The following is a 23911-nucleotide window of genomic DNA, read 5'->3' as shown; positions in this document are numbered from 1 at the left end:
AACTGCTCCGTGGATGAGGTGGGGTGGTGAAGCGGGCCGCGTGCTCACTGCATGCATTCCGGGTGCCTGGTGGTCACCTGGTAGTAGCCTGAATGAAAGACCAGCGGCTCGCCGTCGAAGCGATCGTAGCGTTCGACTTCGCCAATGAAGATGAGATGGTCTCCGCCGTCGTACTGCTTCACGTTGCGGCAGGTGAAGCGCGCGATGACGCCGTCCAGCAGCGGCACGCCGGCCGTGCCCTCGCAGCAGTCCACGCCGCCGAACTTGTCGGCCTGCGGCATCGAGAACTGCCGCGACAGGTGATGCTGGTTCGCCGCCAGCACGTTGATCGCGAAGTGGCTGGCGCCGGTGAAGTCGGCCACGCTCGGCGCCTGGCGTGCGAGGCTCCACAGCACCAGCGGCGGATCGAGCGAGACCGAGGAGAACGAATTGGCGGTCATGCCCACGCGGCGGCCATCGATGGCTCGCGTGGTGATGACAGTGACGCCGGTGCTGAACTGGCCGAGCGCTTTGCGGAAGTCGCGCCGGTCGAAGCGGTCGACCGCCGCTTCGCGCGCGCGAGTTTCGAGAAAGCGGTCGGCTTCGGCGGCGTCGAACCACCAGGGCGCAAAGGCGCGCGGGTCGTCGAAGCCATTGACGATGGTGCTCGCCACCGCAGGCATGTGGGTCGCGCTCTGCAGCAGCTTCAGGAGGTGCGGCTTCGGCGGCGCGAGCAGGCTGTTCGTCCAGTCGGTGGCCCAGCGCGCATAGCCTTCCCAGTAGCGGTCGAAGGTCTCCTGCATCCATGCGGCATCGAACGGCGCGTCGCCGTGTTCGAGGATGCGCTTGAGGTAGATGTCGGCGCACTTGGCCGCGTTGTTCGCGCCCTGCCCCGTGATCGGATCGTTGAGCACCACCGCATCGGCCAGGCCCAGCACCTTGCGGCCCGAGGGCAGCGTCGCGATGGGCTTGCGGACCGTGGGCGTGTAGCGGCCGGTGAGGATGCCGTTGTCGTCGGTCAACTCGATGTGCGTGCAGCGCTCGGCCTCCCATGGCAGGAAGGTCTCGAGGATCCACTTGCTGCGCGCAAGGTGTTCCTGCGGCGTCTTCACGTCGGCCCAGCAGTCCATCGGGCCGCCGGGCACGCCTTCGAACACCATGATCTCGCACGGCCCCGAGGTGGTCAGCGCCGGGAATACGAAGTACTCGCCCACGCCCGGAATCAGGTTGAAGCACACGCGCGCATACGGCTCGGCGGGCTTCATGCCCTTCACGTAGGTGAGCGCCAGCGCGCGCTGCGGCTGGTCGCACGGGGAGCGCGCCTCGTCACGTTCGAAGAGTTTCGAGATCTCGCCCTTGCCGCTCGCCACGACCACGAGGTCGTGCGTCTGCGCGCAGGTTTCCAGGTCGTCGAGGCCCACGTCCTTCAGCACCAGTTGGCCGCCGCGCTTCTCGGACTCGGCCATCCACGCCGGAATCTTCAGCCGCTGGTCGACCGACTGCGCCGGCCCGTCGAGCCGTGCGTGCCATTCGATGGCCTTGCCGCCTTCCGGGTTGCGCACCGCGATGCCGATGCCTTCCACCGAGGGGCATTCGTCCGCCCACCAGTCCAGGTCGAGTTCGCGCTCGGTCTGCAGCGCGGTCTCGAACATGCATTGGCTGGACATCACCGGCCCTTCGAGAATCTCCCGCGCCGAGCGGTTCGAAAAAACCGTCACCTCATGCCCTGCGCGCTGCAGGCCGAGCGCGAGCTGCATGCCGGACTGCCCGGCGCCGACGATGGCCACGCGTCGCTTCATGGTTTCGCTCCGGGCTATGCAACGGCCGCGCAGCTGGCGATGTAGCGCTCCGATTCCGCGGGGTCCGCGAACCACGGGAAGAAGGTGCGCGGATCGTCGAAGCCGTTGGCAAAGGCGCTGGCCAGCGGCGGCACCGCGCCGGCACTGCCGAGCAGGTTGAGCACATGGGGCGGTGGCGGTGCAAGCAGCATGTTGGTCCATTGCGTGACCCACTGCGCGTAGCCGAACCAGTAGCGGTCGAAGGTCTGCTGCATCCAGGCCGCATCGGCCGCGCCGTCGCCGCGCGCGAGGATGCTCTTCAGGTACGTGTCGGCGCACTTGGCCGCGTTGTTGGAGCCTTGGCCCGTGATCGGATCGTTGAGCACCACCACATCGGCCAGGCCGAGCACCTTGCGGCCCGAGGGCAGCGTGGCCACGGGCTTGCGCACCGTGGGAGCGAAGCGGCCCGCGAGGATGCCGTTGTCGTCCGTCAGTTCGATGTCCTTGCAGCGCTCGGCCTCCCACGGCGTGAAGGTGTCGAGGATCCACTTGCTGCGCGCCAGATGCTCCTCGGGCGTCTTCACGTCGGCCCAGCAATCCATCGGCCCGCCGGGCACGCCTTCGAACACCATGATCTCGCACGGCCCTGTCGTCGTCAGCGCAGGGAACACGAAGTACTCGCCTACGCCGGGAATCAGGTTGAAGCACACCGCCGAGAACGGCTCGCGCGGCGCCATGCCCTTCACATAGGTCAGCGCCAACGCGCGTTGCGGCTTGTCGTAGGGGGACTTGTGCGCATCGCGCTCGAAGAGCTTCGAGATCTCGCCCTTGCCGCTCGCCACCAGCGTGAGGTCGTGGCTCTGCGTGCAGGCCTCCAGTTCGTCGATGCCCGCGTCCTTGAAGACGAGCTCGCCGCCCTTCTTCTGGAACTCGTCCATCCACGCCGGGATCTTCACGCGCTGGTCGACCGACTGCGCGCTCGCGTTCAGCCGCGCGGCCCAGTCGATGGCCTTGGCACCCTTCTGCTCGGGATGCGGCACGGCCAGGCCGATGCCGTTCACCGTGGGGCAGTCGCGCGCCCAATGGTCCAGGCCCAGGTCGCGTTCGATCTGCAGCGAGGTGTCGAACATGCACTGGCTCGACATGACCTTGCCGCGGCGGATGTCCTCCCCCGTGCGGTTGCTGTACATGGTGACCTCGTAGCCTGCCGCGAGCAGTCCGAGACCCAGTTGCAGGCCCGACTGGCCCGCGCCGACGATGGCGATTCGCTTCATTGCTTTGCTCCTTGATTGCTCCGGTGGGAGCGGTTCAGTCCATCAACAGGGGAATGGCGGGCACGGCCTGTTCGGGGCCCATGGCGGAATAGCCGCCGTCCACCGCGTAGTCGGCGCCGGTCACGAAGCTCGCGTGGTCGGAGCACAGGAACAGCACCACCTGCGCCACCTCGTCCGGATCGCCGACGCGCCCGAGCAGGTGGAAGGGCGCGGCCACGCGGTCGGTCTTGGCGCGGTCGTTGCCGCTCAGGCGCTCCATCACGGCCGACCAGGTCCAGCCCGGCGACACGCTGTTCACCCGGATGTTGTCCTGCGCCAGGTCCATCGCCATGTTGCGGGTGAGCTGCGCCATCGCAGCCTTGCTCACCGGATAGAGCCAGCGCCCGGTCTGCGCCACGCGCGCCGAGATGCTCGTGAAATTGACCACCGCCCCACCGCCCGCCGCCACCATGTGCGGGTGTGCGGCCTGCAGCATCGCCACCGCGCTCGCCACGTTCACGTTGAACGAGGTGAGCCAGTCGGCGCGCGGCGACTTGAAGCCGTCGTCCACGTAGGAGCAGGCCAGGTTGACGAGAAAGTGCACCCCGCCGTGGCGCTCGGCCGCCTCGGTCACGCAGGCGTGCACCTGCGCGTCATCGGTGATGTCGGTGCGCACGAAGCGCACGCCCGCGCCCAGCGAATCGGCCAGCGCCTGCCCGTTGTCGGCATCGATGTCCGCCACGACGACCTTCACGCCGGCCGCGTGCAGCGCGCGCACCACGCCCACGCCTATCAATGTGGCGCCGCCGGTGACGATGGCGCTCTTGCCTGCGAGTCCCTTGAACATGACGCTTGCTCTCCTCGGTTGATCGATCGGCAGGCCCGGCTGGCCTGTGGAGCGAACGTTAGGGCGAGGAGGCCCTGCGGCGAGTCCCGCAAACGCAGGCGATGTCCCTGGCGCGCAGGTTTTTGCCGAGGGGAGGCCCGAATTGTGGGCGGGGACGGTTTTTGCTACGGTGCCCCTGCCCCATGGAAACCCTCACGACCCCATCGTTGTCTCTGCCGCTGCAGCGCTATCGGCTGTTCGAGAGCCACGACATGGACGAGGCCCGCGAAAGCGTGGCCCGCGTGTTCTGCCCGCACGGCCTGGTCATGCTGCGGCCCCGCACCGAACTGGACGCCTGCCACCACAGCGCGCGGCTGCACCGGGACGTGAGCCTCAATTACGTGCAGTACGGGCCGGGGGTGCAGATCGACCCGGGCTACCTGCAGGACTTTTTCCTGCTGCAGATCCCGCTGCGCGGCGGCGCCGAGATCCGCTGCGGCGCGCAGTACGTGGAAGCAACGCCGCGCCTCGCTTCGCTGCCCTCGCCCACCGAACCGCTCTCGATGCGCTGGGCCGACAGCAGCCCGCACCTGATCGTGCAGTTGTCCCGCGCCGCGTTGATCGCGCGGCTCGAGTCCCTGCTGCAGGCGCCGGTCGGGCAGCCGCTGGTGTTCGACCTGGGCGTGCCGCTGGACAACCCCACGCTCGCGCCGCTGGTGCATTTCATCGACTACCTGCGACTCACGCTCGACGCCGGCAACGCGCTGCAGGCCGGTAGCCCCCTGGCCGAGCATGCCGAGGCGTACCTGATGGCCAGCCTGCTGATGTCGGCGCGGCACAACCACTCCCGCGCACTCGCCGGAGACACGCAGCGCCGCCTGCTGCCGCGCGCGGTGCGCAGGGCGCAGGAGTACATGGCGGCGAACGCCGACCTGCCCTTGTCGCTGGCTGACGTTTGCCGCGAGGTCGGCTGCAGTGCGCGCGCGCTGCAGTTGGCGTTTCGCCAGCATGCGGGCCAGGGGCCGATGGAGTTCCTGCGCGAGATCCGGCTCGACCGGGTGCGGGCCGAACTGCAGGCATCCGCCGGCGTGGCCGGAACCGGTGTGCGCGAGGTGGCGCAGAAGTACGGTTTTCTTCACCTGGGGCACTTTGCGGCGCAGTACCGCGCACGCTTCGGGGAACGGCCGTCGGAAACGCGAGGACTGCGCGCCTCCTGATGCGACGAGCGGCATGCGTCGAGCGGGCCGCTGGACACAAGAAAACGCCCGCCGACCCGTGGACATGTGCCAAAGTGGGGCAAGGCACGCACTGCCTGAAAGGACATCGTGTTTCGCCGATCCCTCACCCTTCGCACGATGGCCTTCGTGGCCATTGTCTGCTTCACGCTCGTGGCGATCGACTTCTGGAACAGCTGGCATGCGCGCGCGGTGCAACTGCGCCAGATGAATGTTGCGACGTCGAACCTCGCGCGCGCCATGGCGCAACACGCGGACGACACGATCAAGAAGGCAGACACCGCGTTGGTCGGCATCGTGGAACGCGTCGAACATGACGGCACCGGTCCGGCCGCCATCGACAGGCTGCGCAAGGTGCTGGCCGCGCAGGCCGCCGAACTGCCCCAGCTCGACGCCTTGCACATCTACGATGAAAACGGCAACTGGGTCGCCAATTCCCGGCAGAAGCCGCCGGAGAACCTGAACAATGCGAGCAGGGCGTACTTTGTATTTCATCGCACGCACGAGGAACGCGGGCCGCACATCAGCATTCCGGTGAAGAGCCGGACCAATGGCAAGCTGCTCATTCCCGTGTCGCGGCGCATCAGCCATGCGGACGGCAGCTTTGCGGGGGTGGCGCTTGCGACGATCGAGATCGACTTCCTCATGAAGTTCTACGACAGCCTCGACATCGGCCAGGCCGGCGCGGTGGCGCTGGTGCTCGAGAACGGGACGATGATGACCCGGCGGCCCTACAGCGCCGACGTGGTTGGCAGGAACATGCTCGACACCGAACTCTTCCGCACCTACGTTGCCGGAGGCCCGGTCGGAACTGCCCAGATCAAGTCCGCGCAGGACGGCGTGACGCGCCTGAACAGCTTCCGGCGTCTGGACGGCTATCCGTTGTTCGTTGCCGCGGCATTGTCCAAGGACGAAATTCTTGCCGCCTGGTGGCGCGAAACACTCTGGCATACCGCGGGCGTCGTCCTCCTGGTGTCGCTGGCCGGCTTCGTGGGATGGCGCCTGGTCCAGCAGGTGGAATTGCGAACCCAGGCCGAGGGGGAGCTGCGCCGGGCGCGCGACGCGCTGGAGACGCTGAACAAGACCCTCAACACGCTCGCCATGGAGGACGGCCTCACAGGCCTTGCGAATCGCCGGCAATTCGACGTGACCCTGGACAACGAATTCAACCGGGCCATCCGCGAAGCGGGCACGCTGGCGCTCATATTGATGGATGTGGACCGCTTCAAGCAATACAACGACATCTACGGCCACGCGGCTGGCGACGAGTGCCTGCAATCGATCGGCCAGACCATCGCCAGGCTCGCCTCCCGGCGTCCGGGAGACCTTGCGGCACGGTATGGCGGGGAAGAACTTGCGGTGCTGCTGCCGAACACCGATGCGGCCGGCGCCGCCATCCTGGCAGAGCGAATCCGCAGCGCGGTTCGCGAATTGAAGATCGTGCACACCGGGAGTTCCGACGGCTTCGTGACGCTGAGCGCCGGCGTGGACGCGCTCAGCCCCGTGCCGGGCACGGGCCAGCCCAAGGAGCTGATTCAATCGGCGGACAAGGCGTTGTACGAGGCGAAGACGGGCGGGCGCAACCGCGTCTGCATCTCGGCGCGGCCCGAGCCCGTGTAGCGGGACGGCTCGAACGCCCTCAGATATAGCCCAGCGGCAGCGCCGTCGTCTGCTTCAACTCCTGCATGGCGAAGCTCGAACTGACGTCGTGCAGGTTGGTGCCCGAGATCAGGCGCTTGTAGACCGCGTCATAGGCGGCGATGTCGGGCACCACCACGCGCAGGAGGTAGTCCACGTCGCCGCTCATCCGGTAGAACTCGACCACCTCCGGAATCGCATCGACCGTGGCCGTGAAGCGGTCCAGCCATTCCTGCGTGTGCGTGCTGGTGCGCACCGAGACGAACACCGTCACCGCCACGTTGACCTTGCGCGGATCGAGCAGCGCCACCGTGCCCGTGATGACACCGGCTTCCTTCAGGCGCTGGATGCGCCGCCAGCACGGCGTGGCGGACAGGCCGATCTGCTCGGCGATGTGGGCCACCTGCTGTTCGGCGTCCCGCTGCAGGATGCCGAGAATCTTGATATCCAGGGAATCGAGTTTCACATTTGCTCCGATAAAGAGCATGTGATTCTAATTTGATGGAGCCAAGCCGTTGAAAAGGCAAGCGGCTACCCAGGCCGGACCGGCAGACTTCTTCAGGTGCGCGGCGCAATGTTTGCCCGCCCTTCCTCTCACGGAAATCACCCGAATGGACATCTACCTCGACGCCAACGCCACCACCCCTGTGCTGCCTCGCGCACGCGCCGCCGCACTTGCTGCCATGGCCGACGACTTCGGCAATCCCAGCAGCGTCCACAGCACGGGCCTGAAGGCACGCGCGCTGATGGACGCGGTGCGGGCCCGCGCGCGCCGCCTGCTCGGCGCCCCCACGGGCCGGCTGCTCTTTCTCAGCGGTGCCACCGAAGGCATCCAGACGGCGGTGCTTTCGGCGTTGCGCTCCCTGCGCGGCCGCCAGGACGTGGACTGCCTGCTGTACGGCGCGACCGAGCACAAGGCGGTGCCCGAGGCGATCAGGCACTGGAACGAACTGCTGGGCCTGAACCTGCAGGTGCTGCCGATCCCGGTCGGGCGCGATGGCCGCCATGACCTGCAATGGCTGCGCGCGCATGCGGGCCGGGCCGGGCTGGTCTGCACCATGGCCGCCAACAACGAAACCGGCGTGGTCAGCGACCTCGACGGCATTGCAGAGGCGCTGGACGCAAGCCCTGCCCTGTGGATGGTCGACAGCGTGCAGGCGCTGGGCAAGCTCGCGCTGCGGCTGGAGACGCAGCGCATCGACTACGCGCCGTTCTCCGGACACAAGCTCTATGCGCCCAAGGGCATCGGCCTGCTGTACGTTCGCGACGGCGCACCGTTCACGCCCCTGATGGCGGGCGGCGGCCAGGAAGGTGCGCTGCGCTCGGGCACCGAGAACATGTCCGGCATCGCCGCCCTCGGCACGGTGCTGGAGGCCCTCGAGGACGGCCAGACCTTCAGGGACACGCAGACGCTGGCGAGCTACCGCGACCGCATCGCCGCCGCGCTGGCAAGCGCATTCCCCGGCCTCGTGTTCAACGCGCCCTTCGCATCGTGCCTGCCGACGACGCTCAATTTCTCCGTGCCGGGCCTCAGCGCAAAGCTGCTGCTGGACGTGTTCGATGCGGCCGATGTGCGGGTGAGCGGCGGCTCCGCTTGCAGCGCATCGAAGGCAGCGCCCAGCCATGTGCTGCAGGCCATGGGGCTGCCCGCCTGGCAGGCGGCTTCGGCCGTGCGGCTGTCGTTCGGTCCGGCCAGCGACTCGGCCTTCATCGACGAGGCCTGCGCGCGTATCGAAGCCTGCGGGGCTTCGCTGCGCGCGAGCTGCATGAACACGCCCGCCGGCGCGCCCCGCGCGGGCGATGCGCTCGACGGCCTCACGCGCTTCGTGGTGGAGGGCGCGTGTTGCTACCTCCTGGCGGACGCGGGAACCCGGCGGTGCGTCGTCATCGATCCGCTGCCCGCGCTGACCGAACGCATCGCGCAACTGCTGCGCTGCCAAGGGTACACGCTGGCCGCGGTGCTCGACACGCACGGCCATGGCGATCACGTGTCCTCGGGCGCCGAACTGCGTGCCGCACTGCCCGCGCAGCTGCTGTCATCGGGCGAAGTCGATGCGCTGGGCTGGCCGGTGGATGCCGATGCGATCCGCCTCGGCGCGCAAACGCTGACCCGGCGCCCGACCCCGGGCCATACCGCGGACTCGACCGCCTACCTGCTGCACGACGCGCAGATGAACATCCGCCTGGCGTTCGTCGGCGACACCGTGATGCCCGGCGCGCTCGGGCGGAGCGATTTCGCGCAGAGCGCGCCACTGGCGTTCGGGCCCTCGCTGCAGCAACTCGAGCGGACGGCGGGCCCTCACACGCTGCTGCTTCCGGCGCACGACTACGACGACCGCTTCGCGAGCACCATGGCGCGGGAGTGCGCCGCCCAGCCGCTGCTGGCGCAGGTGCTGCTCGGTCGCATGGACGCCGAACAGTTCGCCACGGCGAAAGCCGAACTCGAAAAGGATCTCGCGCTCACCGAATACCAGACCCTGGCCTGCGGCGCGCGGGTCGATGGCGGCAGCTGCGGCGACGTGGGCCACGAGGTGGCTCCCGCCGAGGCGCGGCGGCTGCTGCGCGAACATCCAGCGCTGGTGCTGGTGGATGTGCGCGAACCCTACGAGCAGCGGCTGGGCGAAGGGCCGGCGCTGGGCGCCCCCACGCGCGGCAACGCGGCGGCGGTGCCGTTGTCGCGCCTGCTCGATGCGCTGCCCGGCTGGCTCGCGTTGCCGGCCACGACGCCGGTGCTGTTCTATTGCCGAAGCGGCAACCGCAGCGCCCAGGCGGCCAGGGCCCTGCGCCGTCTGGGGCATGCGCAGGCCTGGAGCCTGGCGGGCGGGCTTGCGCTGTGGCCTGCTGCGGCGAACGTGGCAGAGGCCGGGAACGCGCACGCCGTTCCAGTGCCGTGATCGACGCCGTCGATCACGAAGCCTGGCCGGCGCAGGCAGCGGGCAGCCAATGGAAGCTCTGCGCCTTGTAGTCCCTGTCGAAGATCACCTTGTAGCGGCAGGTGGCGACCTCGTCCCCGCCCGAACGGAACCTGAAGATGTAGTCCCACTCGCGCACCGCGAACATTCCTTCCTCGAAGTGCGGGCGGCCCAGCAATTCGTAGAGCTGGTTCTTGGTGTCGCCCGGGCGCACTGCACGCAGGTTGTCGCGGTTCGGAAAGCTTCCCTCCGGTTGCCGCGCATTGCGCTCGGCAGGCCACACGAGCTCTTCGGCCTTGCCGTCGTCGGTGATGCCCTTGCTCACATAGGAGGTGCAGCCCTGCAGGGCCGCAAGCGCCGCGACACCGATCGCGGCGATGCAGATCCGGGATGCGCGTTGCCCTGCGAATGCCATGAAAGACTCCTTCAGGTTCCGCTCGCACGCCAGCCGGTTATTCGAATTCATATCCCACCCCCACGCCGATGTTGAACTTGGTGCCGCTGTAGCCGCCGTTGACCTTGTAGACCCACTTGCCGTTGTCCGAGCGCGACGAGAAGCCGATGGCCAGCGCGTTGTAGCCCGAGTAGTTGCCCACGCCGACCGACAGCAGCGTCTTGCCCGGCGTCATCACCTGCGGCATCGAGCTCATGGCCGTGGCCATCGCCACGCCGGAGTAGGCAATGCGCTGCGTGCTGGCGAGCTGGCCTTGCAGCTGGCCCTGCACGGCCGTCAATTGGCCCAGGTTGACGGCGTCCGTCGGCGCGATGCCCGGCGCCACGTTCGAGACGCGTGTGCCGTTCGGCGCCTGCCCGTTGCCCAGGTTGACTTGGCCGTAGTTGACCGAGCCGTCCGCGTTGGTCGCGTACTGCACGCTGCCCGCCGCGACCGCACCAGAAGCGGCCCGCAGTTGCGCCACGTTGGTCGCATCGCTGTCGGCCGTACCCGCTGCCACGCCGGTGATCTGGCGGAACTGGCCGTTGGCCGCATCGCCCACGGACACCGCAGCCTGCGTGCTGGTGGTCGCCCGGATCGCTGCCGCCTGCTGCGCAGTCGCGGTGCCTGGCACGTAGCCCTGCACGCCCGCTGCCGTGGACGCCACCGAGCCCGAACCCAGTGCCACGCCGCCGGCTTGCTGCACCACCGCGCCGAAGCCGATGGCGGTGCCGCTACCCGTTGCGCGGGCGTTGGTGCCGATCGCGATGCCATCGCCGCCCGTGGCCTGGGCACCGAAGCCCACGGCCACCGCGCCATTGGCCGTGGCCTGCGCACCGTTGCCGGCAGCGAAGGAGTTGTCGCCGCTGGCCACCGACTGCGGACCGATCGCCACGGCTTCCGCCCCGCTGGCCACGGAGTCCGCCGCCGTCGAGCGGGCGTGGAAGTACTTGGTGCCGTTGTTGTAGATGTTGTCGACCGACGTGCTCAGGCTGGTGACGTTGTTGTTCGTGATGTTCAACGAGGTCGACAGGCTTCCCACGCCGCTGGTGACAGTGCTCAGTCCGGTGGACAGGCTGACCATGCCCGTCGACAGGCTGCCGATGCTGCTGGTTGCCGTGCTCAACCCGGTGGAGGTCGAAGTCGAGAGGCTCGCGAGATTGCTGTCGGTGGTGCTCAGGCCCGTGGAAAGGCTCGAGACGCTGCTGGTTGCCGTGCTCATGCCCGTCGACAGGCTGTCCACGCTGCTGGTGACGGTGCTCAGGCCGGTGGACAGGCTGCCGATGCTGCTGGTGGCGGTGCTCAGGCCGGTGGACAAGCTGCCGATGCTGCTGGTCGCCGTGCTCAAGCCGGTCGACAGGCTGCTGATGCCCGTCGAGGTGGAAGTCGAAAGGCTGTCGACGCTGCTCGTGACCGTGCTCAGGCCCGTGGAGAGGCTGCCGATGCTGCTCGTTGCAGTGCTCAAGCCGGTCGACAGGCTAGAGATGCCGCTTGTCGCGGTGCTCAGTCCGGTGGACAGGCTGCTGATACCCGTCGAGGTGGAGGTCGAGAGGCTGTCGACGCTGCTGGTGACCGTGCTCAGGCCCGTGGACAGGCTGCTGATGCCTGTCGAGGTCGAGGTCGAGAGGCTGCCGATGCTGCTGGTCGCAGTGCTCAGTCCCGTGGAAGTCGACGTCGACAAGCTGGCGAGGTTGCTGTCTGTCGTGCTCAGCCCGGTGGACAAGCTGCCGATGCTGCTGGTCGCCGTGCTCAGTCCCGTGGAGAGACTGCCGATGCTGCTCGTTGCAGTGCTCAGACCGGTTGACGTCGAAGTCGACAGACTCGCCACGGTGCTGTCCGTCGTGCTCAAGCCAGTGGACAGACTCGCGATGCCGCTTGTCGCGGTGCTCAGGCCGGTGGACAGGCTGCTGATGCCCGTCGAAGTGGAAGTCGAGAGGCTGCCGACGCTGCTAGTGACTGTGCTCAGGCCGGTCGATGTCGATGTCGACAGGCTGGCCACGGTGCTGTCCGTTGTGCTCAGGCCAGTGGACAGGCTCACGATGCCGCTGGTTGCCGTGCTCAGGCCGGTAGACAGGCTGCTGATGCCCGTCGAGGTGGAAGTCGACAGGCTGGCCACGGTGCTGTCTGTCGTGCTCAAGCCCGTCGACAAGCTGCTGATGCCGCTCGTTGCTGTGCTCAGACCGGTCGATGTCGAAGTCGACAGGCTGGTCACGGTGCTGTCCGTCGTACTCAAGCCAGTGGACAGGCTCGCGATGCCGCTTGTCGCAGTGCTCAGACCAGTGGACAGGCTGCTGATGCCCGTCGAAGTGGAAGTCGAGAGGCTGCCGACGCTGCTCGTGACTGTGCTCAGTCCGGTCGACGTCGACGTCGACAGACTCGCCACGGTGCTGTCCGTCGTGCTCAAGCCAGTGGACAGACTCGCGATGCCGCTCGTCGCGGTGCTCAGACCGGTGGATGTCGATGTCGACAAACTGGAAATGCCACTGGTCGCTGTGCTCAGCCCCGTCGAGGTCGAGGTCGACAAGCTGCCCAGGCTGCTGTCCGTCGTGCTCAACGCACTCGACAGGCTCGCAAGACCGCTCGTGGACGAACTCAATGTCGTGGACAGGCTGCCGATGCTGCTCGTGGCCGTGCTCAGGCCCGTGGACGTCGAGGTCGACAGGCTCTCCACTGCCGTGTAGGCCGCTGCCAGCTGGCTGCCGTTGATCGCATCGGTGCTGGTGCTGCTCACGCGGCCGGCCGCCACGTTGGTGACGGTGCGCTCGTTGCCCACCGATCCCACGCTCACGGTGCTCGTCGGCGCGATGCCGGCATAGGTGTAGATGATGCCGCCGAGCACCGCGCTGGGCGTGCCCACCGCCGCTGCCGTGACAGACCCGGAGCCCAGCGCCACGTCGCGCGCATTGTTGGCCACCGCGTTCGATCCCAACGCCAACGCATTGCCCGCCTTCGCGCTGGCCGTGTCGCCCAGCGCGATACCTCCGGCGGCAGCCACCGAAGAAGCATTGCCCAGGGCCACCGAGCCTTGCCCTTGCGCGTTGTTGTTGTTGCCCAGAGCCACGGCCCCTTGGCCTGTCGCCGTGTTCTGGAAACCGATGCCCACCGCGCCTTGCGCCGCCGTGCCGGGCGTGCTGACGGCCTGGCCGCCTCCGCCGGCCTTGTTGGTATTGCCCAGCGCAACCGCGCCGTCGCCCGTGGCCGTGTTGTCCAGGCCCGAGGTGCTTGCACCATTGCCCGTTGACGTGTTGGGGTCGCCGATGGCAACTGCGCCGTTCCCGTTGGCAACGTTGCCCGAACCGATGGACACCGCGTGGCCGCCGGTGGCGACCGCACCCGTGCCGATGGCAACGGCCTCGGCGGAGTCGGCGACGGAATTGGTGCCGATCGCAATCGCATCCGCTGCCGATGCCGCGGAAAGGCTGCCCATGGCAATGGCCCTGCTGGCGAGCGCCTGGGCATCTTCGCCCACGGCTGTGGCGCTTGTCGCACTGGCGGTGGCGCCATAGCCCACGGCGGTGGCGAAGGTGGCGCCGGCATTGCCGACGCTGGCGAATTTACCCAGCGCGGTGGAATTCTGGGCGTTGGCGATCGCGGATTCGCCCAGGGCCGTGGCGCCGGCGTTGATGGCTGTCGCGCCATCGCCGACGGCCGTGGCGGAGCCCACGCCGCTGCTGTTCGTATTCGCAAGCGCACCCAGGCCGATGGCAACGTCGCCGGTGCTGACGGCAGTGGACTGCGTGCCGATGGCAATCGAGCTTCCCCCCGCCGCTGCCGCATTCGCCTGGTAGCCGAGGGCGACACTCCGGACCGCGGCCGCGGCGGTATCGCCGATGGCAATGCCCCCGGAGCCGTAGGCGTTGGCATTCGTGCCGATGGCCGTCGAACTCACCCGCAGGGTTGCGCCGTCGACGGCGCCCGAAGCGGAGGCGCCCGATCCGAAGGCAAGGGTGGCGGCACCGGTCGCATTGGCAAGTGCGCCCACGGCAGTGGCGTTCGCGCCGCTCGCCGTGGCCGCATTGCCCATTGCCACAGCCGAAGCGGCAAGCGCCTTCGAACCCTGCCCGACCGCCACGGATTTTTCCGCCGCAGCATTGGCGCCAGGGCCGATGGCTGTGGAGGTCTCGCCGAGCGCCCTGGAGAAAACGCCGACAGCCACGCTGTTGGTTGCGAGGGCGTTCGCACCCGCGCCGATGGCGGTCGAACCGCTGACGCCAGCGGCGTTCGCCCCGACGCCCATCGCGACGGATTGGCTGGCCGAGGCATTCGTCCCATTACCGACCGCCAGCGACTGCGTCGCGCTCGCGTTGGCCTGCGTCCCGATTGCGAGGGTGTTCGTCCCCGAGGCTCTAGACAAGCGGCCTATCGCGGTAGCGGTGTCCCCGTTGGCAATGGCGTTGGAACCGAAGACTGACGAATAGTCGCCTGTCGCTGCGCTCAAGCTGCTCCCTACCGCAGTGGCGTTCGTTCCGTTTGCGGTTGCATTGGGACCGAGGGTGATTGCGCCCTGGCCGGTTGAATTGGCGTTTGCACCCACAGCGACCTGGTTGGTCCCGACGCTTGTTACCGCGCTAGCGCCCACGGCGACGCTGTTGGCGCCCGCTGCGCTGGCATTGGCGCCAGCCGCCAGGGCGTTCGCCCCGGTCGCGCCGTTGTTGGTGTAGTTCCCCTGCTGCGCGCCGCCATCGTTCACGCTGTAGTAGTGGGTGGGCGTGCTGGCCGCGATGGCTTGCACCGCCTGGTTGGTCGCGTAGAGCTGCGAGCCATTGATTGCATCCGTGCTGGCCGCGCTGATGCGGCCCGCCGCCACGTTCGTGATCTGCCGCTCGGCACCGGGAGCACCCACGCTCACCACGCTGGCCGGCGTCGTGCCCTGGAAGTTGTAGGTGGTTCCGCCGATCGTCACGCTCGACGTCGGGTTGGGCACAGCGGTGACCGAACCCGAACCCAGTGCGACGTCGCCTGCTCTCGCGGTCGCCTTGGCACCGTTGCCGATCGCCACATTGCCCGCGATGCCGGCGGCGCCGGCCGTGGAGCCGTTGCCCAATGCCACGCTGCCTTGGCCGATGGCGTTGTTGCCATTACCGATCGCGACCGCGCCGTTGGCCTGGTTGGCGGCCGTTGCCGTTGCCGTGCCGTCGCTGTTGGCGATGTTGTCCGCGCCGCCCACGTACGCACCCGTGCCGCTGGCAAAGCTCGGGTCGCCGATGGCTACAGCACCATTGCCGTAGGCAGTGTTCCCGGAGCCAATGGACACAGATTTGCCGCCCGTGGCATTGGCGTTGGCGCCAACCGCAACGGCCTCGGAAGAGTTGGCATTCGCCAACGTGCCGAAAGCGATGCTGCTATTGCCGCTGGCCTTTGCGCCGACGCCGATGGCCGAAGCGCCGTTTCCGGAGGCGGTGCTCGAGATGCCCAGCACCGTGCTGCCCTGGCCAGTGGCCTGCGTGTTGTTGCCGACGGCAACGGCTTCAAAGAACGTGTATGCCGGAAAGCCAGGCAACGGTGTACCCGCCGTGCCGATCGCTCGCGCATTGCTGCCGAGTGCGAGGGGAGAACCGCCCGCTCCGTTTGCGATCGCTTGAGCGCCCGTGCCCAGGGCCACGCTCTGGTTGCCCGCTGTTCCGCCACTGGCGATGCTGCCGGCACCGATCGCGATCGTCTGGCCGAGCGACGCGTTGGAGTTGACGCCTATGGCGATGGCATTGGCCGAAAGGGCGTTGGCCCGGGTACCGAACGCCAATGCGTCGGTGCCGGCAGCGCGCGTTGCGACGCCCATTGCGACGGCGCGATCCTGGGACGCCTCCACGTCCGTGCCGACGGCGATGGCGCCCTGTGCCGTGGCGCCCGCTTTTGCAGCCGTGCGCGCGCCGAGATTGATGGAATTTATCTGGGAGGCGATCGACTGGAAGCCGATCGCGATGGCATTCTGGCCGCCCGCGTTGGCGCTGCTGCCCTGCGCGACGGTATCCAGTGCGGAAGCGCGTGCCCTGGAACCGATGGCGATCGCGTTGCCCACGCTCGCATTCGCGTTCAAGCCGATCGATGTCGTCGCATTGCTTGCGACGCCGATGCCTGCGTTGGTGCCGATGGCGATGTTGTCGTTGCCGCTCACCAGGCTGCCTGCCGCAGCATCCAGGTTGGCATCGTAGGCCACCGTGCCGTCGCCTGTGCCGAAGGCGACGTTGCGCGTTCCCGTGACGCCCGAACCGGCGCCCCGCATCGCGCTCGCGATGCCTCCTCCCATGGCGGTGTTCTGCGCGCCGCTCACCAGCGCTCCTGCGGCAACACCCACAGCGATCGAACCCGTGTTGGCGGTCGTCGAGCCCGCACCAGCACCCTGGCCGACGGCCACCGTGCTGTCGCCCAAGGCGATGGCCTGCGGTCCGAGCGCCAGCGAACTGTTCCCTTGCGCCAGAGCGCCGTTCCCGAAGGCGGCGGCTGCGTCGTTGGTTGCCCTTGCCTGGTTTCCTATCGCGACGGCGCGCGTCCCGGTCGCCTGGGATGCCCAGCCTCCGGCGAACGCAAAACCGCCGCTGGCCAGGGAACTGACACCGAGTGCCGTGGAGTTGCCTCCCGACGCATTGGCGAAGGTGCCCAACGCGCTGTCGCCGGCGCCGGTAGCGAAGGCCTGCACGCCGAGCGCGACCGCATTGATGTTGCTTGCCAACGCGCCTTGGCCCAGCGCCATGGCGCCGCCGGCACCTGTGGCCAGCGCGTTCAAGCCAATGGCCACCGAGTACTGCGTCGTTGCAACGGCGTTGGAGCCGATGGAGATGGCGTTCTGCGCGGCACTGTGGGCGTTGAACCCGACTGCGAGCCCGCCGTCGAGATCGGCTCGGGCGTTGTAGCCCAGCGCAGTGGCGCCGGGCCCTGTGGCGGTAGCCAGAAAGCCCATGCACGAGACGCTGCCGTTATAGAAGTTGTACGGCGCCGCGTTGCAGTTCACTGTCTGCGCCTGAGCGAAGGAAGACCATGCCATCCCGCCCATGGCCACCAGCGCGGTCATGACCCCCGCGCGCAATCGTCCCGGCGGTTGCAACGTGGCAGCGCTTCCGGGCGCCGCGGCCACCGAGCTCCCGCTGCGCTTGCCGCGGGCGCTGGTGAATTCCGCCACCGCAACCCAGGCACCGAGCCGCTCGTTCCATAGCGACCGATAAGACTTGTTCATACCCTCTCCTCGTGAATGACGGAGCTGGGCAAGCCCTCCTCTGCCCAGCACTCAACTGCCGCTCGAGTCGGTGCTTTCTGTAATTAACGGCAACTCTGCGTAACACACCAAAGACTCGTCGGCCGGACAGTAGAGAGGGGGTTAACTTGCGTCCATCGATCTGACAATTGTTGAGAAATTGCACACAAGAATTACGAAATTCTTCTCGCATGTACGCACGGGAATGGGGCTGGAACACGCATATGAACAGAGGCTGAACGGCAACGTGCCGGCCGGGAAAATCGAATGCAAATTCATACGTTCGGCCGGGGCATGCATCGATCTGACAATTTTTGAGATTTCGGAATCATTCCGGAAGTGGTTATTAACTAAACTCACGCAGCCCTGCTGCATCCCCTGCGCGAACCGCGCATCGCACGCCAACAAACCACCCGGGATCCATGCGAATTGCTGCTCTTGATGACGATGTAGGTCAACTCGATCTCACCAAGATCACGCTCAAGGCGATGAACCATCATTGCCACACGTTCACCGACGGTGCCGCCCTGCTGAACGAGTTGCGCCGCGAGTCCTTCGATCTGCTGGTGCTCGACTGGGAGCTTCCGGGCATCTCCGGGCCGGAGGTCGTGCGGTGGGTGCGGAGCAATGTGAAGGAATACGTTCCCATCCTCTTCGTGACCAACCGGCGGGAAGAGCGCGACATCGTGGAAGGGCTGAACGCCGGCGCGGACGACTTCATGAGCAAGCCCGTCCGGGTGGGCGAGTTGACCGCACGTGTGCAGGCGCTGCTGCGCCGTTCGTATGGCAAGCCCCAGACCGAAGACGAAATCTGGGGGCGCTACCGGTTCATACCTGCCATGAGCAAACTCGAGATCGACGGCAAGGTCATGCCGTTGACGCGCAAGGAGTTCGATCTCGCGCTCTTTCTGTTCCGCAACATGGGTCGCCTGATATCGCGCGGGCACATGCTCGAGAGCATGTGGAAGACCAACAACCCGGCAGGCACCGAATTGATGTCGCGCTCGCTCGACACCCATGTTTCCCGCGTCAGGACGGTGTTGGGCCTGCGGCCGGAAAACGGGTATCGGCTCTCCGCGATCTACGGGCAGGGCTATCGCTTCGAGGCCGTCGGCAACCAGAGGCCGGACGCGAACAACATGTCCTGCGAGCTCTGATCTTTTTCCATCCATTCCTCGTTCATGGCGCAATGAGAACTGTGGCCATCTCCCGCTCTTGTCTCTGTCGCGAAAGAAGTTGAAGGTCGAGGACACGGTCGCAGGCCCGATGTCGATACTGCCTCGCGAGGCCGACGATGGGCCCCAGGCTGCTGCAGGACAACCCGCGGGCAGGTTCGTGCGCGCATCCGGAAGAAGCGGGCGCGCGCGCTGCATGTCGTGGCTCATGCTCGTGGCAGCCGCGCTCGCGGTGGTCGTCGGCCTGGACGATTCGTACACGCTGCGGCAATCCAATCGCTTTCTGCAGGACGCATTGATCGCGTTGCAGGGCCGAGAGTTGCGCCAGGCGCACGACAGCCAGGTCGTCATCGTCGAGATTGACGACAAGAGCCTCGAGGCGCTCGGTCCCTGGCCCTGGCGCAAGACGGCTCACGCGCGGCTGATCGACCGCGTCATGCAGGACGCGCCGCTTGCGATAGGACTGGACATCCTGCTGACGGACCCGGATGCGCAAGAGCCGGGGGACAACAAGGTCTTGGCGAATGCGCTCGAGCGCAGCGGCAAGGTGGTCCTGACCGCGATGCTGCAAAGCGACGGCGGCAACCCGTTGACCATCGAGCCCATCGGCTGTCTCGCACAAGCGGCGGCAAGGGTCGGCCTCGACCGGTTGCCGGTGGACGAGGACGGCGTGTCGCGCGACGTGTACCTGCATGAAGGCCTGGCGGGATTCGAATTCGATCACTTCAGCCTGGCCATGCTCAAGGTCGTCAATCCGCACCACGAGTTCGAAAAAATGCCGCCCGGACGTCTGGAGGCAGAGGAGCTTCCCCACACGCCGCCGTCGGGCCGGTGGGTCGACTGGCGGCGCTCGCACCGGATGATCGTGCCCTTCGCGGGGCCGCCCGGACGCTTTCGGCGGATCTCCTACATCGACGTGCTCACCGACTCCGTTCCACCGGGCACCTTCCGCGGAAAGTATGTGCTGGTGGGGACCACGGCACCGGCACTCGGCAACCTGTACGCGACGCCCGTCTCGGCGAAAGGCAATCTGATGCCGGGGGTCGAGATCAACGCCAACGTGCTGGACAGCCTGCTGCGCCGCCACGACCTGTCGCCTGCGCCGGCGTGGCTCAACATGGCCTTGAGCCTCTCGGCCGTGCTGCTGGCGCTGGTCGGCATGGCTTTCCTCGAGCCGCTGGCGGCGTTGCTTCTGACCGGTGCGTTGGCGCTGCTCCTGCCGCTCGCAACCGTGTTGGGCAATGTGCTGTTTCAACTGCAGTTCGCCCCCGCCGCGGGAGTGCTGGGACTGGGCGTCACCTATGCGCTCTGGAGCTGGAGCCAGTTGAATTCCGCAACGCGCTACCTCATCGACGCGTCCAGGCACTTGCGTGCGAACGTCGACCTGGCACAAACGCCCACGGACGACAAGCACCCGTCGGGCGATTTTCTCGATCGCCGGATCAAGGCGTTGATCAAGGCCACCGAGCACCTGCACGATCTGCATCAGTTCGTCAGCGACAGCCTGGACAACCTGCCCGACGTGACGCTGGTGTGCGATCGACACGGCCGCATCCGCCTGGCCAATGCCGCGGCGGCGCGCTACTTCAACGCCACCGCCGGCACGGCGCTGAGCAATGCATCGGCCGTTGCACTCATGCGCCGCATCCACTCGCCCGGCGACCAGCGACCTGTGATCACATCCAATGCGCTGACCGGTCCTCCTGCCGCGAGCGTGGTGTCGGCCCGGGATGAACATGCGCACGACCTGCTGGTCCGGCGCGTGCCTTCGCTCAGCGCCAAGGGACAGCACACAGGCTGGATCCTGAGCCTTGTCGATGTCACCGAGCTGCATCAGATCCAGCGCCAGCGCGACAGCGCCCTGCACTTCCTGAGCCACGACATTCGCGCGCCTCAGACGGCCATCCTCACGCTGTTGACGCTCAGGAAGCACAGCCCCGAAGCCATGACGCAGGTGCAGCTCGAGGAACGGATCGAGCGCCACGCACGAAAGGCGCTGTCGTTGTCGGACGGCTTCATCCAGCTGATGCGGGCCCAGTCGCAGCGCTATCGCTTCGAGCCCTGCGACCTGTCGGAATTGCTGCTCGAATGCATCGACGATGCGTGGGAGGCCTGCGAACGCAAGCAGATCAAGGTCACGATGTTCCGCAGCTCGCAAGAACCGCTCAGCCGCGTGGACCGCGACCTGGTCTCCCGCGCCATCGGCAACCTCCTGGGCAATGCGCTCAAGCACGCGCCTTCGCATTCGACGATCACCTGCGCGGTCGAGGTGCATGGGGGCGATTGGGCCATTCTTGTGCAGGACCAGGGCCCGGGGATCGCGCGGGAAAGGCAGGCGGAGGTCTTCGAGCCCTTCTCGCGAACCTCCTCGAGCGTTCGGACCGACGGTGCCGGTCTCGGTCTGGCTTTCGTGAAGACGGTGGCCTCCCGGCACGGCGGCAAGATCATTCTGGAGAGTGCGCCGGGACACGGCTGCTCGTTCAGGCTCGTCCTGCCGCGGACGACCCTCGCCCCGGCGCGGAGTCTGCAGGACTGACGCGCGGGGTTCACCCGGCAGGAACCGTTCGGCGGATCGTGCCGGGCAGGGGAACGCACTCCGAAAGCAGATAGCCCTGCCCATAGACGGCCTTCAAGACGAAGCCGTTCTCGGCGCACAGCTCGAGCTTCCTGCGCACGTTGGCCGCACAGACATCGAACACACGCGAATCCCCTCGCAGCAACGTGGCCCTCCATAGCGCGCTCCAGAGCCAGTCCCTGGTCACCACGCGCCCCATGTTGCGGAACAGCTCCAACGCAAAGTCGAACTGGCGCGGCTGCAGAAAGATCTCGCGATCCCGATGCAGCACGATGCGATGGCGTTCAAGGAAGCGGTAGTCGCCCCAAGCCAGATTCGCGTTCTGCGCCGCCCGCGCCAGCGCCGCCTTGCCCCTTCGCGCAAGCAGCGCGCGCATCCGCCAGGCCAGCTCTTCGTTTTGCGTTCGCGCAATGTCGAAGTCGACGACATCGCACCAGACCAGGTCATTACCGCGAAACAGCGGATGCCCCCACTGCGCCGGATCGACGAGAAGGAGCGTCGGCATATCGGACGCCTCTTGGCCCAGGGAGAGCAGTCTTTCGACCAGCCCCTCCTGCAGAGGCGCCAGCAACAGGTCGAAGCGCCGCCGCCCTCTTTTGAGAATGTTCGGCAGGTTGGTGATGCGGGTGAAGACGATGGTCTGGTGCCCCATCGAACCCAGCTTGCTTTTCAGCGCGGCGCTGCGCAGGTCATCGGCGTCGTACAACGCGATGAGCAGATTCTTTTGCTCCGTCATCGGTTGTATTCAAGCCATGAGGAAAACCCGCGTCCACCCTTTTGACAATTTCTGAGAATTGCAGCGGGATCACCCCATCCCCGGGGGAGCGATGCCGGGACCGTCGCTAATTCGACAGGTCGGCGGCGAGCGGCCTGGCCGCCCGCGAACCAGCTTTGGGTGGAGTCTGTTCATCGCAAGCGCTCGCAGGTTCCGAAAGGCGCACCGCCGGTATCGGTTTAGCCTTTGCCATGCGCCTCAATGCCTCGGGGTTCAGCACCGTCAACGCGTTGTACTCGAGGCAAACTGCCCCGGCGTCCGACAGCGCCTTGAGTTCCTTGTTGATCGTCTGCCTGTTGGCTCCCAGCATCGTCGCGAGATCGGACTGCGACAACTGCAGGCGAACCTCACGTCCTCTTGCGATGCGGGTTCCGTGGAGCGCCGCCAGGCGCTCGATCGTGGCAGCGATACGCCGCCGCAAGCCACCCTCGATCTGATTGCGCAGCGTTTCGCCGTGGCCGGCGTTCTGCTCCACGACTGTCTGCATCATCGCCTTCCAGAGAATCGGCTCCGCATCGAGCAACTCGAAGAGCAGGAGAGTTGGCATGTGAATCGCAACGACCTCGCTGTGCGCGGTGAACTCATTGGCGGCACGGTCTGCCCTGCCAAAGACCTGGTTCATGCCCAGGATGGAACCCGGCCCCAGCAGCATCACGACGAAGCGCTCGCCTTGCGGAGAAACGCGGGCAACCATTGCTTCACCGGAGACGATCAACAAGATTTCGGGAGGACCGCGCAGCTCGCTCGAGAAGACATGCCCGGGCGGATGGCGTCCTGTGCATGAATGCGAAAGAAGCTTGCTCATCGCAGTGGCCGGCCAGGACGAAAAAGCCGATGTCGCTCGCAATATGGCTTCCACGCAGGCCGGATCGGCGATGGGTTGGCGAGATCCACCTCTGCGGGAATTCGCTTTTCCGACGGCACAGGAGGTCTCGAGAATATTCCTCAGCCCTGCTGGGTCCAGGATCGATATCTCGTTGTATTTGATCTTGATCACGCCCAGAGCGTCCCAGGCCGAGAGCTGCCTGCTCACGGATTGGCGACTGACTTGCAGGATGTCCGCAAGGCTTTGTTGAGTCAGGCGAAGATGCGTGGTGTCTTTTTCCGTTCCGCGGGTGCCGTAGAGCACGGCGAGCTGCTCGATGGTGCAGGCAAGCCTCCGCGCCAACGAGCCGACGATCTGGCCGACCACCATGTCGTTCTGCGTGCGGTCCTGCTCCAGCAGCATGCGGCACATGCCCTTCCATCGCACCGGGTCCTCATCCAGCAGCTCGAACAGAAGACGGCCGGGGATGTGGATGGCAACCACCTCGTCATTCGCAACGTATTCGAAGACGCGGCCACAAAGATCGAGCATGTAGAAAAAGCCGAGCATATGGAGCGGCCCTCCCAACCCCCAGCTCATCCGGGCGCTTTCGATGGTGCACTCGACGTGCATGACATGGCCGGACACGATCAGGAGAATCTCTGGCTCATCGGTCCGGGATTTCGTCGGCAGCACTTCGCCGCGCTCATGCCAGCAGAGCCTGCAAGAGGCCAGGAGTCGACTCAATGCAACGGATGGCCAATCGGCAAAACAAGGCATCTTTCGCAGCGTGCTTTCCATCAACGCTCTGTGGGTCAAACGCGGGTCGACCTTTGCCATATGGCTCTCCTATAGCAAGCGCGGGACCGCAATGGGTCCGGCGCATCAACAATTTCCAAAACAGATTCAGAGGGCGGTGGCGATCCGCATGGGGGACCTATCGCTTCCCATGCATGCAAGCCTGTCTCGCCGGTGCCGGGAGGCTGGCGGCCTGGTTCACGATCGATGCAACCAGATTGCAGTACTGACAGTGCAACCTGCGACGAATTGCACACATTTTAAGCACCAAACGTAAAAGTTCACGTTCGACGATAAACCTTCTCTCAGAAAGTCGCTTTTTCTACATTTCAAAGATTTCCCTTTGGAGCTGCAAATGTAAATTCTCCTCCCCGATCGGTGTGGCGGACAACAACACATAGACGGCAAGCCAAGCGCAGCGACCCTGACCTTGCCTTGCTTGCTGTACCTCGGAGGGCTTGCATTTTGGTTAAGTTAAATAACTTCTTTGTGCGCCGAGAAACGGGGATTTCCGGCAAACAGTCCCAAGCCCGGAAACACCTT

General features: G+C 66.4%; 12 protein-coding genes and 2 pseudogenes. 5 read left to right on the top strand and 9 right to left on the bottom strand.

Annotated features, from left to right (window positions below; genetic code table 11):
• Positions 1-44 precede the first annotated feature (44 nt).
• The 4 genes and pseudogenes from M2282_RS31055 to M2282_RS08170 form a co-directional block, all read right to left on the bottom strand.
• Positions 45-533 (bottom strand): annotated as a pseudogene (locus M2282_RS31055) (flavin reductase family protein); the annotation flags it as partial.
• Positions 534-542: 9 nt separating this feature from the next.
• Positions 543-1778 (bottom strand): annotated as a pseudogene (locus M2282_RS08180) (styrene monooxygenase/indole monooxygenase family protein); the annotation flags it as partial.
• Between the two features lie 14 nt (positions 1779-1792).
• The gene (locus M2282_RS08175; RefSeq protein ID WP_280808283.1) at positions 1793-3031 is read right to left on the bottom strand and encodes a styrene monooxygenase/indole monooxygenase family protein; all 1239 of its coding nucleotides are present in this window, start codon (positions 3029-3031) and stop codon (positions 1793-1795) included.
• A 34-nt stretch (positions 3032-3065) separates the two neighbouring features.
• Entirely contained in the window at positions 3066-3857 is a 792-nt protein-coding gene (locus M2282_RS08170) for an SDR family oxidoreductase (protein WP_280808282.1), read from the bottom strand.
• A 182-nt stretch (positions 3858-4039) separates the two neighbouring features.
• On the opposite strand from M2282_RS08170, the gene M2282_RS08165 reads away from it, so the two are divergent.
• Positions 4040-5053: an AraC family transcriptional regulator gene (locus M2282_RS08165; RefSeq protein WP_280808281.1), complete on the top strand. Its 1014-nt coding sequence runs from the start codon at positions 4040-4042 to the stop codon at positions 5051-5053.
• A 138-nt stretch (positions 5054-5191) separates the two neighbouring features.
• The gene (locus M2282_RS08160; RefSeq protein ID WP_280808706.1) at positions 5192-6691 is read left to right on the top strand and encodes a GGDEF domain-containing protein; all 1500 of its coding nucleotides are present in this window, start codon (positions 5192-5194) and stop codon (positions 6689-6691) included.
• 19 nt (positions 6692-6710) lie between these two features.
• On the opposite strand, the gene M2282_RS08155 is transcribed toward M2282_RS08160, so the two are convergent.
• Positions 6711-7196, bottom strand: a complete 486-nt coding sequence (locus tag M2282_RS08155) for an Lrp/AsnC family transcriptional regulator (RefSeq protein WP_280808280.1) — start codon at positions 7194-7196, stop codon at positions 6711-6713.
• Between the two features lie 124 nt (positions 7197-7320).
• Here M2282_RS08155 and M2282_RS08150 point away from each other — a divergent pair, with 124 nt between their 5' ends.
• Entirely contained in the window at positions 7321-9603 is a 2283-nt protein-coding gene (locus M2282_RS08150; RefSeq protein ID WP_280808279.1) for an aminotransferase class V-fold PLP-dependent enzyme, read from the top strand.
• A 13-nt stretch (positions 9604-9616) separates the two neighbouring features.
• On the opposite strand, the gene M2282_RS08145 is transcribed toward M2282_RS08150, so the two are convergent.
• Both M2282_RS08145 and M2282_RS08140 read right to left on the bottom strand, forming a co-directional pair.
• Entirely contained in the window at positions 9617-10036 is a 420-nt protein-coding gene (locus M2282_RS08145) for an outer membrane protein assembly factor BamE (RefSeq protein ID WP_280808278.1), read from the bottom strand.
• 37 nt (positions 10037-10073) lie between these two features.
• Positions 10074-17222, bottom strand: coding sequence for an ESPR-type extended signal peptide-containing protein (locus tag M2282_RS08140; protein WP_280808277.1), 7149 nt, complete (start codon positions 17220-17222; stop codon positions 10074-10076).
• Between the two features lie 440 nt (positions 17223-17662).
• Between M2282_RS08140 and M2282_RS08135 the strand changes: the two genes are divergently transcribed.
• Entirely contained in the window at positions 17663-18397 is a 735-nt protein-coding gene (locus M2282_RS08135) for a response regulator transcription factor (RefSeq protein WP_280808276.1), read from the top strand.
• Positions 18398-18611: 214 nt separating this feature from the next.
• Positions 18612-20951 (top strand): CHASE2 domain-containing protein, encoded by a 2340-nt coding sequence (locus M2282_RS08130; RefSeq protein WP_280808275.1) that lies wholly within the window; start codon positions 18612-18614, stop codon positions 20949-20951.
• A gap of 10 nt (positions 20952-20961) precedes the next feature.
• On the opposite strand, the gene M2282_RS08125 is transcribed toward M2282_RS08130, so the two are convergent.
• Together M2282_RS08125 and M2282_RS08120 are read right to left on the bottom strand one after the other, a co-directional pair.
• A complete protein-coding gene (locus M2282_RS08125) occupies positions 20962-21726 on the bottom strand; it encodes a winged helix-turn-helix domain-containing protein (RefSeq protein WP_280808274.1) in 765 nt (254 codons plus the stop codon).
• Between the two features lie 106 nt (positions 21727-21832).
• On the bottom strand, positions 21833-23410 hold the full coding sequence (locus tag M2282_RS08120) for a Crp/Fnr family transcriptional regulator (RefSeq protein WP_280808273.1): 1578 nt from the start codon (positions 23408-23410) through the stop codon (positions 21833-21835).
• Positions 23411-23911: the final 501 nt, after the last annotated feature.

This window comes from Variovorax boronicumulans, from assembly GCF_029892485.1.
Taxonomy (GTDB): Bacteria; Pseudomonadota; Gammaproteobacteria; order Burkholderiales; family Burkholderiaceae_C; genus Variovorax; species Variovorax boronicumulans_B.
The sequence above is the reverse complement of the archived record's forward strand: the minus strand, read 5'-3'. Positions and strand labels throughout refer to the sequence as shown.

Excerpts from the sequence above, each read along its gene's own strand:
- M2282_RS08175 (WP_280808283.1), bottom strand. The coding sequence starts at position 3,031 with ATGAAGCGAATCGCCATCGTCGGCGCGGGCCAGTCGGGCCTGCAACTG.
- M2282_RS08170 (WP_280808282.1), bottom strand. The coding sequence starts at position 3,857 with ATGTTCAAGGGACTCGCAGGCAAGAGCGCCATCGTCACCGGCGGCGCC.
- M2282_RS08165 (WP_280808281.1), top strand. The coding sequence starts at position 4,040 with ATGGAAACCCTCACGACCCCATCGTTGTCTCTGCCGCTGCAGCGCTAT.
- M2282_RS08160 (WP_280808706.1), top strand. The coding sequence starts at position 5,192 with ATGGCCTTCGTGGCCATTGTCTGCTTCACGCTCGTGGCGATCGACTTC.
- M2282_RS08155 (WP_280808280.1), bottom strand. The coding sequence starts at position 7,196 with ATGCTCTTTATCGGAGCAAATGTGAAACTCGATTCCCTGGATATCAAG.
- M2282_RS08150 (WP_280808279.1), top strand. The coding sequence starts at position 7,321 with ATGGACATCTACCTCGACGCCAACGCCACCACCCCTGTGCTGCCTCGC.
- M2282_RS08145 (WP_280808278.1), bottom strand. The coding sequence starts at position 10,036 with ATGGCATTCGCAGGGCAACGCGCATCCCGGATCTGCATCGCCGCGATC.
- M2282_RS08140 (WP_280808277.1), bottom strand. The coding sequence starts at position 17,222 with ATGAACAAGTCTTATCGGTCGCTATGGAACGAGCGGCTCGGTGCCTGG.
- M2282_RS08135 (WP_280808276.1), top strand. The coding sequence starts at position 17,663 with ATGCGAATTGCTGCTCTTGATGACGATGTAGGTCAACTCGATCTCACC.
- M2282_RS08130 (WP_280808275.1), top strand. The coding sequence starts at position 18,612 with ATGTCGTGGCTCATGCTCGTGGCAGCCGCGCTCGCGGTGGTCGTCGGC.
- M2282_RS08125 (WP_280808274.1), bottom strand. The coding sequence starts at position 21,726 with ATGACGGAGCAAAAGAATCTGCTCATCGCGTTGTACGACGCCGATGAC.
- M2282_RS08120 (WP_280808273.1), bottom strand. The coding sequence starts at position 23,410 with ATGGCAAAGGTCGACCCGCGTTTGACCCACAGAGCGTTGATGGAAAGC.